We start from the raw sequence: 12,044 nt of genomic DNA on the forward strand, positions 1-12,044 counted from the left end.
GCGGATAATGGCTCGCTCCAGCGCAAACCCGGAGCACTGCGCAATGGTGCGCCATTTATGGAAATGCCGGACGCCTTCCGCCGCCTACAAGATCACATGTTGCGCAAAGAGGGTGGTGATCGGGTCCCTCTCATGACCTTTCCTACGAAAAGGCACTGCCGGTCAGTGGATGGTCGAGATCTTGTCCCTCATTCTTCATCATGATGAAGCTGCGGTTCTGCGCGCGGTAGAGCTGGCGCTGGAGGCAGGCGTGCCGACCAAGACACACATCTTGAACCTGCTTCACAGGCTGATTGACCCCAAGAAAACCGATCTTCCGGAGATCGACCCACCAGATGCTCTGGCCTTGGAAACGGCCCCCAAAGCCAATGTCGATCGCTATGATGACCTCAGACAAACAAAGGAGAAGCGTCATGCGTCATGATCCAGCAGGAGCCTCGATTGTGATCATGCTCCGCAGCCTCAAACTGCATGGCATGGCGCAAGCGGTTGATGATCTGATAGCGCAGGGTGCGCCAGCGTTCGAGGCTGCGACGCCGATCCTGTCCCAACTGCTCAAGGCTGAAATGGCAGAACGGGAAGTGCGGTCGATCGCCTACCATACGAAGGTGGCCCGCTTCCCGTCCTACAAGGATCTTACAGGATTCAACTTCAAATCCAGCGACATCAATGAAGCCACAGTCCGGCAGTTGCATCGCGGCGAATTCATGGAGAACGCAGAAAACGTAGTTCTGATCGGTGGACCAGGTACAGGGAAAAGCCACATCGCCACCGCCATCGGTGTGCAGGCCATCGAACATCACAGATGCAAAGTCCGCTTCTTCTCGACCGTGGAACTCGTCAATGCACTGGAGCAGGAAAAATCTGCGGGCAAGGCTGGTAAAATTGCAGAGATGCTCACCAAAACCGATTTGGTCATTTTGGATGAACTCGGCTACCTGCCCTTCAGCCCATCAGGAGGCGCATTACTCTTCCATCTCCTGAGTAAGCTCTACGAGCGCACCAGTGTGATCATCACCACCAATCTCAGCTTCAGTGAATGGGCACAGATCTTCGGCGATGCAAAAATGACAACTGCATTGCTCGACCGGCTCACCCACCGTTGCACTCGCCATTGGGCTTGAACCAATGGCGCTCAATGGCTCGTTCCTCGAAACTGGAAACGACAGCTACCGCTTCAAAGTCAGTTCCGAAACCGCCAAAAAAACGCGAAAGGAGACCCCACAATTGACTGCCAAATAAACGCTGATACATAGATAAGGGTGGGTCAATTCTCGGTGGAAATACCGGGTCACGTCTCAGTGGAAATCAACACCATGCCCCTTGCGTCGCAGCGCCCGGCGCCACTGGTAGATATGCTGGCGTGTGATGTCATGACGACGGGCCACATCAGTGACGGTCGCTCCATTCACGCCAACCTCTTCAAGGATCGCCTGCTTCTCATCATCTCGCCAGCGCCTTCTGCGCTCGACGCCGACAATAACTTCATGACGCATATCTTGCTCCGCATCAAACGACGTCCATAACGACGACAATAACGACAGAGCTTAAGATCTTATCCAATCACCGAGAAGGCGGTGCCAATGAGCCGGTTACGATGAATCAATGCCAAAGCGTGTTTTCTTCACGCCTGTCTGCCAATGTGAACAACTTATCGTATAGTCGAAAGCTATGTCATCGACTCCAACCTTAAAACGCGCACACTTTTTAAATCCTTCAACACCATGACTAAGGTGCACCAAAACGCGCCATGTGAGTTGTGTGTGTTTTCGTGTGGTGAGGTCACTCAACCCGTGAGAATAGAACGCTAAGTTGCAAAGATTATATGTAAACTCTGCGCGAAAACTATTTCTTTTGAGTTGTTTGATTTTGGGGTGTTTGTTTGCATCGAAAACCTTCCCGGAGTTGCTAATCCAGTAGACTTTCGTCTTGGGGTCTTGGGGTCTTGGGGTCTTGGGGTCTTGGGCATAATAAAGCGCAAGAGTCCTACTGTTGTCGTCAAACGCCTCTCCTCCGTGGCCGCCAAAAACGCAAACAATCGCCTCACCAAAGACTAATCTGCGTACCTTGGGAAGTAGGCTCGGCACGGCGCGCAAAACAGCTCGAAGCAGTCGAATACACAAATATGTTTTTCTTACTCTTCTAGACGCCACTCTACCAATTCTCAAAGCTATTCCTGATCTTTAAACGTATTCGACATCTAGGCGCGTCTATACATTTCGTATTCCGGACAAACTTAACAATCTGCGTAACTTATGGCTACTCATACCCATGAATATTTTTATCGAATGATGGGAAAATTTATCTGTTTTATGCATAATAGCTTTCCAGACGTGATCATGGTATGACCTGATCCATTTCAGCCAGAAGCGTATCCCGCTTCTTCTTTTGCGATTGTTCGAAAGACGAAAACCTTTGCTGCGGCATGATAAGAACTCACCGACTGTCTGTCGTGTATTATAAACGAAAACAGACTACATGCTCAGAGGTTGTTAAACTCAGGGTGTCTTTGAATTGTCTTACCTCCTACGAAATCCCTAATTTTTATGTAAAGACCGCCGGATATCGAAGGCGCAGACGAATGCGAAAGAGCCTTTTTGTTTTGGGGGCACAAGAATGTGACAATAGAGACAAACGTTTTGTAATCGCTGCTGTGGCAAAAGTGATAATTTCCGGTGTTTTTCACGCCCCACAGAGGCAAAACTATGGGTTGCCGCTCAAAATCAATCGTTTTAGAGTTCGTAGAACGTTGCCTTTATGGTGTTGTGTCTTTCCTTTTTCGGGGCGGGGCAATCATAAACGTTTCGGCTTTCAAAGCGTCCGCGCTAAGAGCCTCTGAAAAACCGTCGATTTAAGACGCCATTAATTTGCTTGTGCCATGATCGTGTTCTCAATTGGTTTCGAGGACATCTTTTTGGCTATCGCTCAAAAAACGCACTCATTTCTGCCTGCGAATAGGTTACAGGGCGCGGTTCGCTCTGTTTTGGTTGTGGATGATTCCCGTGCGCAGAGGCGTCTACTCTCCTCATATCTGGGGCGATGGGGATATGTTGTGTTTGAGGCGGCTTCCGGTCGTGAAGCTTTAGAGCTGTGCCGCTCCGAAGTGATTGATCTCGTTGTGTCCGATTGGATGATGCCGGAGATGAGCGGGTTGGAGTTTTGTCAGGAGTTCCGGCGTCTTGACCGTGAGCATTACGGATATTTCATCCTTCTGACATCGAAGTCCGACAAGGCGGAGGTTGCTCGGGGACTTGACGTCGGAGCGGATGACTTTGTGACGAAACCTGTCGCAGGGGACGAGCTATTGGCGCGTATTCGTGCAGGAGAACGTATCTTGCGAATGGAGCGTGAGTTGACTGAAAAGAACCGGCTGGTCAGCTCGACTCTGGCTGAACTCTCGACGCTTTATGGTGCTCTTGATCGTGATTTGATCGAGGCGCGCAAATTGCAGCAGTCGCTCGTGCGGGAACGTTTTCGGGACTTTTCGACGGCACAGGTGTCGCTTCTGCTGCGGCCCTGTGGCCATGTTGGCGGTGATCTGGTTGGCTTCTTCCCGATAAACGACCGCCAGTTCGGGATATTTTCGATAGATGTTTCCGGTCACGGAATTGCATCCGCTCTCATGACGGCGCGTTTGGCGGCCTATCTGACGGGCTCAACGCCTGAACAAAATCTGGCGATATGTCTGAGGGATGATGGCGAGTTTGTGGCCCGTCGCCCGTCTTGTGTTGCGGCGGATCTCAACCGTCTGATGCTGGAGGAGATGGATACGGACCTCTATTTCACCATGATTTTAGGGCATTTTGACCGGTTCACCGGTGAGTTTGTGATGACACAATGCGGGCATCCGAATCCGGTTTGCCAGAAACAGGACGGGAGCGCGCAGTATTTGGGGGAAGGCGGGTTGCCGATCGGACTTTTGCCTGACGCGATTTTCAGTGATGTGCAAATCACGTTATCACCCGGCGAAAGGATTTTCGTATTCTCGGATGGGGTTACGGAATGCCCTGATGGAGGAGACGGGATGCTTGGAGAGCAGGGCTTGCTGGATATGTGTCGGAAAACATCGAAAGAGACAGGCACGACATTTTTCGACACGTTTTTATGGGATCTCAGCACCTTCAACAACGACAAGGACTTCCCCGATGACATCTCGGCGGTCTTGTTGGAGTTTCCAGATCATAAGAGGGACTGAAGAAAGGCCCGATCTCCCGGGTTTCCAAGAGTATCTATGGCCAGCTCCGGATTGACCCAGTGCACGGAATGGTCCGGCTCGATGGGCTCGCCCAGTTTGCGCACAGGAAAGGCGTGATAAATGTGACATATTTTCTCCGCCCAGAGATCATACTCGGGCATAAAGACAAAACGTCGGAACGCGCCCAGAAAGCGGGGCTTGGCGATGCGCCAGCCGGTTTCCTCGTAGACCTCGCGGTGCAGGGCGTGGATCGGGCTTTCTCCGGGATCAATTCCGCCACCGGGTAATTGGAATTCGTGGTGTATTCCCGCTTGATACGTCAGAAGCACGCGACCATCGCGTGGAAGGATTGCATAGGCCCCCGGACGTGCTCGATATGGTTTCCCTGAAATCCGTGGTTCTCCATAACGCCGCATGACACTGGCCTTTCTTCTGTGGTTGTTCCGCCTATATGAACAGGATATGCCAGCGCCGAACGTCAGGGAAAGCAAAAATGCTCGGATCAAAAATCGCATGGGATGACACAGTTCTTCCTTTTCAACTGGATGCCTCCGATATTCGCGGTCGCGTTGTGCGCCTCGATGGTGTGTTGGATAAAATCCTGTCTCAACACGCGTATCCGGATGAAATCGAGGCGCTGGTCGCAGAAATGGCTTTGTTGACCGCCATGATCGGCCAGACAATGAAGCTGCGCTGGAAGTTGTCATTGCAGGTGCGTGGCGACGGGCCGGTTCGGCTGATTGCCACAGATTACTATGCGCCGACGAAAGAGGGCACTCCGGGCAGAATCCGCGCCTATGCGTCTTATGATTCCTCGCGTCTCATGCCGCGGGTCGATCCGTTTTCCCAAATCGGCAAAGGGTATTTTGCCATTTTGATTGATCAGGGACAGGGCAACGTGCCGTATCAGGGAATTACCCCCATTTCGGGCGGTTCTCTCTCGGCGTGTGCTGAAACATATTTCGCTCAATCCGAGCAACTTCCGAGCCGTTTTGTCGCGAGTTTTGGCAAATCACAGTTGCCGGGGGAAGAGGCCGAATGGCGTGCCGGTGGTGTTATGCTGCAAAAAATGCCGAAAGCGTCGCCTTTCGTTGCGCAGCCTGAGGATGCTGAAGAAAACCGCGTGCTGCGTGCGGACGACATTTTGAACGGGGATGATTTCGAAGACTGGAACCGTGCGAATATCCTGCTTGACACGGTTGAAGACATGGAACTCGTTGGCCCGCATGTGCAGCCGACCGAGCTTCTCGTGCGCCTTTTCCACGAAGACAAACCGCGCGTGTTTGATCCGCAGCCCGTTGAATTCGGCTGTCAGTGTTCCGAAGACCGTGTGCGCGAGAGCCTTTCGATATATTCTGCGAAAGACATTGCACATATGACCACCGAAGAGGGGGTTGTAACGGCAGATTGTCAGTTCTGCGGCGCGCATTATGTCCTTGATCCAGAGACGCTTGGTTTCAAGGCGGAGGATAAACAGGATGGTGACGGCGACTGATCGGGCGCGTATTTCGGCCCTGTTGCAATATCGTGGTGAACCGTCCTCGGATTTTGATCTGAACAAGGATCTGGAACCTGCGATAAAACAGCCGCTTCGGCCCGCAGGCGTTCTGGTTCCGATCAGGGAAACGGCGGATGGTCTGCGATTGATCCTGACCAAACGGTCCTCGGCGCTCAAACACCACCCCGGTCAAATTGCGTTTCCGGGGGGGCGGGTCGAACCGACAGATGTGAGCCCTGTCGAGGCAGCCCTTCGTGAAGCGCATGAGGAGATTGGCCTGCCGCCATCTGTGGTTGAGGTTTTGGGACAGCTTCCGACACATCAAACCGTGACCCAGTTCGAAATGTATCCTGTTCTGGGCTGGATTCGCGGTGATTGTGAGCTCACGCCCGAGGCTGGAGAGGTCTCGGAAATCTTTGAAGTGCCGCTGTCTCATGTGTTGAACTCCGCCAATTTCACCATTCAGTCACGGCGTTGGCGCGGGCATATGCGGTCATTTTATACCGTGCCATATGGCCCCTATTACATCTGGGGGGCGACGGCGCGGATTCTGCGGGTCTTGGCGGATCGGGTGGCGCAATGAAAGTGACGTCTCCTTGGATCACGGCGCCTGCGGCGCAGCGTGTTATGAGTATGTTCTCTGATGCGGGCGAAGAGGCCTATTTTGTCGGCGGATGTGTTCGCAACAGTCTTTTGAATGTGGGTGTCAGCGATCTTGATGTCTCGACGTCTGTGCGCCCTGACCGCGTGATGGACCTCGCGAAAGCGCAAGGGTTCAAAGCGATCCCGACCGGCCTTGAACACGGCACGGTGACGGTGGTCGTTGAGGGGGAAGCCTTCGAGATCACCACCTTTCGCAAGGATGTGGAAACCGACGGGCGTAGAGCTGTTGTCGCGTTTGCCGATACACTTGAAGACGATGCGCGCAGGCGGGATTTCACGATGAATGCGCTCTATGCGCGGGCGGATGGTTCTGTCATTGATCCTCTGGGTGGGCTGGCCGATCTCGAAGCGAGACGGGTCCGGTTTATTGATGATCCGGACCAACGCATCCGCGAGGATTACCTGCGCATCCTGCGGTTCTTCCGGTTTCATGCGTGGTATGGAGATGATGAGGCAGGACTGGATGCAGAGGGGCTTGCAGCCTGCGCCCAGAATGTCGAGGGCCTGTCCAGCCTGTCGAAAGAGCGCATTGGCGCGGAGGTGGTGAAACTTTTGTCCGCATCCGCGCCGGATCGCGCCATTGCGGCAATGGATCACGCCGGTGTCCTCAATGCCTTGTTGCCCGGCGCATCGACGAAAGCGTTTTTTCTTTTGACGTCGTTTGAAAAGGCGGCTGATCCCGTGGTGCGCCTCGCCGCGCTGGGTGCGTTTGATGTGGTGGCGTTGTTGCGTTTGTCCAAGGCACAGACGCGGCAATATGACATGCTACGAACCTATAGCGCGAGTGCACAGACGATCCGTGAAATCGCCTATCGTGAGGGTGAAAAGACAGCGTGGGATGTGGCGGCCCTGCGCGCAGCGTTTTTCGAGCAGCCGTTGCCAGCGTCTTTGTCGGATGAAATTGCCCGCGCGGCGAATGCGCAGTTCCCCGTATCTGCGCAGGATTTGATGCCTGATCTGTCGGGGCCTGCGCTTGGAGCGATGTTGCGGGAATTGGAGCAAACATGGATCGAGAGTGGATTTGCGCTCTCCCATGAAGACCTCATGCAAAGGGTTAGACCAAATGGACCAGTTTGAAATCGTGCGTCTGGGGCACAAAGGCGATGGGATTACGGCGCAGGGTCTGTTTGTGCCGAACACCTTGCCCGGAGAGATTGTCGAAGGCACCGAGGAAAATGGCAGAGTTCAGGGCGCACGGATCGTCACACCTTCGGCCGATCGTGTGCGTCCGGCGTGTCGACATGCCAAATCCTGTGGCGGATGTGCGATGCAGCACGCGTCGGATGATTTCGTGGCGCGCTGGAAAGTGGAGTTTGTCGAGGCGGCTTTGAAAAATCAGGGGATTTCCGTTGATTTGGGCCCAATTTCCACGTCACCGGAGCGCAGTCGAAGACGTGCTGTTTTTCACGGGCGACGCACCAAGAAGGGCACAATGGTAGGCTTGCATGCCCGTGCTTCGGACAGTCTTGTTGAAGTGCCGGATTGTATTCTGATGGTGCCGGAAATTATGGAGGCCTACGCCGCGTTGAGCCGGCTGGTCGAGATCGGCGGATCGCGACGCGGTGAGATGGATATTACAGTGATTTCCACGGATACAGGTCTGGATATTTCTGTGACCAACGGGAAGCCTCTTGATCTGGATATGCAGGTCGAATTGGGACGTTTTGTGCGGGATTTGAGCCTTTCCAGACTGTCGTGGAATGGTGAGGCGCTGGCGGGCGAAGCGCAGCCCTATCTCACGTTTGGCAAGGCGCGTGTTGTGCCCGCGCCGGGTGCGTTCCTTCAGGCCACACCGGAGGGGCAGGCGGTATTGATCGCCCTGATGCGCAAGGCGGTTGCGGGCGCTGATCGTGTGATTGATCTGTTTTCTGGAAGCGGGACGTTTTCTTTGCCCATTTCCGAATATGCAGAAGTCCACGCTGTCGAAGGGGTTTCGGATATGCTTGAGGCTTTGATGAAAGGGTGGCGTCAGGCACCGGGGTTGAAGGCCGTCACCGTAGAGACCCGTGACTTGTATCGGCAACCGGTTCGGGAAGATGAATTGAACGCGTTCGATGCGGCCATTATCGATCCGCCGCGGCCCGGAGCCTTGGCGCAATGTGGAGAGATTGCGAAAAGTCACCTGAAAACGGTGGGTTTCGTGTCCTGTAATCCCATCACTTTTGCGAGGGATGCAAAGCTTTTGATCGAGGCCGGTTTTGAAATCGACTGGATTGTGCCCGTGGATCAGTTCCGCTGGTCTCCGCATGTGGAAATTGCTGCGTGTTTTAAGCGGGCTTGAGGTCGGAAAATATTGTTCTGATACCGAAAACGCGTGTATTCCTCTAAAAAAAACAAATCGGGCAGAGATCATGGATAGACGGGCTTTCATCACCACGGCTGCGGCAGCGTTATCGTTCTCAACGAGCGCATTTGCGCGCAATCTAAAGCCTTATACAGGGCCGGAAATTACGCGTGTGGTCATTTATAAGGGGCGACGCAAACTCTATCTTTTGCACAATGATGAGGTCGTGAAATCGTTCAAGATCGGCTTGGGTGGCAATCCGATTGGCCCCAAGCGATTCGAAGGCGACGGAAAAACGCCGGAAGGCAGCTATATCATCGACCGGAGAAATCCGAATTCGTCCTTTCACTTGTCCTTGGGGATTTCATACCCGAACGAACAGGACAGGGCCTATGCGGAATCGATGGGCCGCCGTCCGGGGGGAGACATCTTCATCCACGGGCGCGCCGGAGCGAATTGGGGCAAGGGAAAAGACTGGACAGCAGGGTGCATTGCCGTGCGCGACCGTCATATCGAAAAGATCTATATGATGGTAAAAAACGGCACACAGGTCGATATCTACCCGTAATGCCGTTTGTCGGTTTATAGGCCTGACGTCAGGCTGGTGGACGCGGATTGGGCCCCAATCAACAGAGTCCACCAGAGCTTGCCATTGTCTTCCTGATACCACGCAAAGCCGATGTCGGTGGCTTGCGGATCAAGAATGATGTCGCGCGTATCGCTTTGTTCCATCCACGCGGAGAGGGTCTCAAGCTCGGTCTCATAGGTTTCCGAGATGTTTTCACCCAGCATGATGCCCGGATAGCCGGACCGCGCCACGCGATCGAGCGGCGAGGAGCCGTCAGAGCCGAAATGCCAAGGCCGGTTCTGAACATGCATATCGCGGGAGTGTGTTGCTGCGGCGGCATTCAGGTTGGCATTGAGCACAACAGGCGGAGCACCTGCGGCTGAGCGCAGTGCGTTGATCGAATCGAGCATCCGGTATTGGATCTTGGCCTCGTCTCTGGCGTGGATGCGATAGAGGCGGGGAAGTGGCTTTCCGTCCGGACCGAGTTGATCGGTGGGCGCATCACACGCTGTCAGCCCGACCAGAGCCACGAGAAGAATAGCAATAATCCGGGACATTCCAGATACTCCATAAAAGTTACCGGGACGAGTTAAACGCTTTGTCGGGCAGGATCAAATCATGATCGCGCTATTTTGTTGTGAACAATGGTTTGATTTGCGACTGCGACCATCGCGCCATATAAGTTAATATAGAGACATCACATCATGACTGGCTATCTTCAATGAGTAAGACATCTGTTTCCAAGGTTACCCGCCGCGCCTTCATGGCAGGCTCCACGGCGCTTTTTGCCCAGCCGGTTTTGGCGCAGACGGATGGCACAACCGAGTTGGAGAGTGAGATTTCGACGATGGTGCGTCGGAATATTTCGAGTTTTCGCTCGCTGAACTGGCAGCCCTATTTCAGTAATCTGAAAAACGGCGCGATTCTGGTCGACACCACATCGCGCGCGCTGCATTTCTGGAGCGAGGACGAAAGCATCTATAAACTCTATCCGACATCGGTGCCTTTGTCCGAAGACCTTACCCGTCGCGGAAGAACCTCTGTCATACGCAAGGTGGAGGGGCCGAGCTGGGCGCCGACGCCATCCATGAAGAAACGCAATCCCGAGTGGCCTGATTTTGTCGGGCCCGGTCCGAATAACCCGTTGGGCACCCATGCGCTCTATCTCTCATGGCAATATTACCGAATCCACGGCACCCATGACACGCGTAAAATCGGGCGGCGCTCATCGAACGGCTGCATCGGTCTTTATAATGAACATATTGCAGAACTGTTCAAACTGGCTAAGGTCGGCACTCAAGTGTTGCTAATTTGACGACAAACCCCAAGAAAACCGTTTCCCCTAAGCAGGGTAATTGATTTTCTAACGGTTTAGATTCTATAGCTTCACTGTGTAACAAACCTGCCCTCGTTGTGGGGTTCAAGGAGGATTAAAATGAAAAAACTCGCTGCTGCTGCCGTATTCGCTCTTGCTGGCACCGCTTCTTTCGCTGGTGGCTACTCTGAGCCGGTCATCGAAGCTCCGGTTATCGTTGAAGAAACTTCTTCTTCTTCTGCCGGTGGTTACGTTGTACCGCTTCTGATCCTGGCACTCGTTGCTGCGGCTGTTGCTGCTGACTAATTGTCAGTTTGACAACATAGAATTAAAAAGGGCGGCTCTTGGGCCGCCCTTTTCATTTGGATGAAGGGATTTCAAACCCAGCCGGAAAGATTCCTTTTGATTTGCCCGAGCAGAGCCTCGATATGCAGAGGGTCGGCATTGAGGCAGGGAATGTAGAGGAAGTCCTCGCCGCCTGCGTGTTCAAAGCTCTCTTTGATCTCTTCGTTGATCTCTTCGAGTGTTTCGATGCAATCCGCCGAAAAAGCTGGCGCGCAAACTGCGATGCTTTTGTTTCCCTTCTCCGCCTGACGCGCAACTTCCTCAACAGTGTAGGGCTGAAGCCATTCTTCCGGACCGAATTTCGACTGGAAGGTGGTCATGATCTGCGTGTCATCCCGGCCCAACCGCTCTTTGAGCAGACGTGTCGTTTTCTGACATTGGCAATGATAGGGATCGCCACCCTCTTTGAGGTAGCGTTCCGGCAGGCCATGATAGGAACAAATCAGAATATCCGGCTTTTTCTCGGCGGCGGCATAGGCGCGTTCGACCGACTGTGCGAGCGCTTCGACATAGGCCGGATCATCGAAATAGGGCGGAACGGTCCGGCTTGCCGGCTGCCAGTTTTCGTCCATGAGAGCACGGAAAAATTCGTCATTCGCGGTGGCGGTCGTCGCTCCGGCGTATTGCGGATAAAGGGGGAAGAACAGGATTTTCGTGCACCCTTCTGCGACCAGTTTTTCGACTTTCGATTTTGTCGAGGGATTCCCGTAGCGCATGCAGTAATCGACCATGATCCGATCACCGAATTCGGCTTTCAGACCTTTCTCAATCGCGGCGACCTGGTCCTTGGTAATGGTCATCAAGGGGCTTTCATTGGCTTCGTTGTTCCAAATGGTCTTGTAGGCCGCGCCGGATTTGAACGGACGAATCGACAAGACGATGCCTTGCAGAATCGGTTGCCATTTCCATCGGGGATAGTCGATGACGCGTTTGTCGGAGAGAAATTCGCTCAAATAGCGGCGCATGGACCAATAGTCCGTCGCATCAGGTGTCCCGAGGTTCGAGAGCAGCACACCGATTTTTTCATTTGGAATCTTTGCGTGGTCTTTTGGCGCATGTGCCGGACATGTTGCGTCTGCGGCATCAGTGTTCAGACGCGAGGGCTTCATTTGTCCCATGTTTTCATCCTTATTATATCTGGCTTTAGGCTTAGAGCGCTTTCGTTGCGGGTCAAGC

Annotated in this window: 12 protein-coding genes and 2 pseudogenes; 10 read left to right on the forward strand and 4 right to left on the reverse strand. The window is 53.6% G+C overall.

Going from position 1 to position 12,044, the window contains the following annotated elements; translation table 11 throughout:
• A pseudogene (locus tag KO492_RS08780) lies at nt 1-424 on the forward strand (hypothetical protein); the annotation flags it as partial.
• Nucleotides 414-1,242: pseudogene (gene istB, locus KO492_RS08785) on the forward strand (IS21-like element helper ATPase IstB). The pseudogenes KO492_RS08780 and istB, both read left to right, overlap by 11 nt.
• Nucleotides 1,243-1,298: 56 nt before the next feature.
• Here istB and KO492_RS08790 read toward each other — a convergent pair.
• Nucleotides 1,299-1,496 (reverse strand): transposase, encoded by a 198-nt coding sequence (locus tag KO492_RS08790; RefSeq protein ID WP_216044616.1) that lies wholly within the window; start codon nt 1,494-1,496, stop codon nt 1,299-1,301.
• Nucleotides 1,497-2,878: 1,382 nt separating this feature from the next.
• Between KO492_RS08790 and KO492_RS08795 the strand changes: the two genes are divergently transcribed.
• A complete protein-coding gene (locus KO492_RS08795; RefSeq protein ID WP_216044617.1) occupies nt 2,879-4,195 on the forward strand; it encodes a PP2C family protein-serine/threonine phosphatase in 1,317 nt (438 codons plus the stop codon).
• Here KO492_RS08795 and KO492_RS08800 read toward each other — a convergent pair.
• The gene (locus KO492_RS08800) at nt 4,180-4,611 is read right to left on the reverse strand and encodes an NUDIX hydrolase (protein WP_216044618.1); all 432 of its coding nucleotides are present in this window, start codon (nt 4,609-4,611) and stop codon (nt 4,180-4,182) included. The genes KO492_RS08795 and KO492_RS08800 overlap by 16 nt on opposite strands.
• A 77-nt stretch (nt 4,612-4,688) precedes the next feature.
• On the opposite strand from KO492_RS08800, the gene KO492_RS08805 reads away from it, so the two are divergent.
• The 5 genes from KO492_RS08805 to KO492_RS08825 are packed head-to-tail and all read left to right on the forward strand — an operon-like array spanning nt 4,689 to nt 9,208.
• Nucleotides 4,689-5,690 (forward strand): Hsp33 family molecular chaperone HslO, encoded by a 1,002-nt coding sequence (locus KO492_RS08805; protein WP_216044619.1) that lies wholly within the window; start codon nt 4,689-4,691, stop codon nt 5,688-5,690.
• On the forward strand, nt 5,674-6,276 hold the full coding sequence (locus KO492_RS08810) for a CoA pyrophosphatase (protein WP_216044620.1): 603 nt from the start codon (nt 5,674-5,676) through the stop codon (nt 6,274-6,276). Before KO492_RS08805 ends, KO492_RS08810 begins: the two co-directional genes overlap by 17 nt.
• A gap of 44 nt (nt 6,277-6,320) precedes the next feature.
• Entirely contained in the window at nt 6,321-7,433 is a 1,113-nt protein-coding gene (locus KO492_RS08815; protein WP_252735461.1) for a CCA tRNA nucleotidyltransferase, read from the forward strand.
• Nucleotides 7,420-8,637, forward strand: coding sequence for a class I SAM-dependent RNA methyltransferase (locus KO492_RS08820; protein WP_216044622.1), 1,218 nt, complete (start codon nt 7,420-7,422; stop codon nt 8,635-8,637). Before KO492_RS08815 ends, KO492_RS08820 begins: the two co-directional genes overlap by 14 nt.
• Entirely contained in the window at nt 8,603-9,208 is a 606-nt protein-coding gene (locus KO492_RS08825) for a L,D-transpeptidase family protein (RefSeq protein WP_436835700.1), read from the forward strand. The genes KO492_RS08820 and KO492_RS08825 overlap by 35 nt, the downstream gene beginning before the upstream one ends.
• Before the next feature lie 14 nt (nt 9,209-9,222).
• On the opposite strand, the gene KO492_RS08830 is transcribed toward KO492_RS08825, so the two are convergent.
• Nucleotides 9,223-9,765, reverse strand: a complete 543-nt coding sequence (locus KO492_RS08830; protein WP_216044623.1) for a CAP domain-containing protein — start codon at nt 9,763-9,765, stop codon at nt 9,223-9,225.
• A gap of 164 nt (nt 9,766-9,929) precedes the next feature.
• Here KO492_RS08830 and KO492_RS08835 point away from each other — a divergent pair, with 164 nt between their 5' ends.
• Complete coding sequence (locus KO492_RS08835; protein ID WP_216044624.1) at nt 9,930-10,523, forward strand: L,D-transpeptidase; 594 nt, start codon at nt 9,930-9,932, stop codon at nt 10,521-10,523.
• A gap of 120 nt (nt 10,524-10,643) precedes the next feature.
• Nucleotides 10,644-10,829, forward strand: coding sequence for a hypothetical protein (locus tag KO492_RS08840; RefSeq protein WP_066608502.1), 186 nt, complete (start codon nt 10,644-10,646; stop codon nt 10,827-10,829).
• 71 nt (nt 10,830-10,900) lie between these two features.
• On the opposite strand, the gene hemH is transcribed toward KO492_RS08840, so the two are convergent.
• Nucleotides 10,901-11,986 carry a ferrochelatase gene (gene hemH, locus KO492_RS08845; RefSeq protein WP_252735462.1) on the reverse strand — a complete coding sequence of 362 codons (1,086 nt, stop codon included), beginning with the start codon at nt 11,984-11,986 and terminating at the stop codon, nt 10,901-10,903.
• Nucleotides 11,987-12,044: the final 58 nt, after the last annotated feature.

Source organism: Celeribacter halophilus, assembly GCF_018860305.1.
Classification (GTDB): Bacteria; Pseudomonadota; Alphaproteobacteria; order Rhodobacterales; family Rhodobacteraceae; genus Celeribacter; species Celeribacter halophilus_A.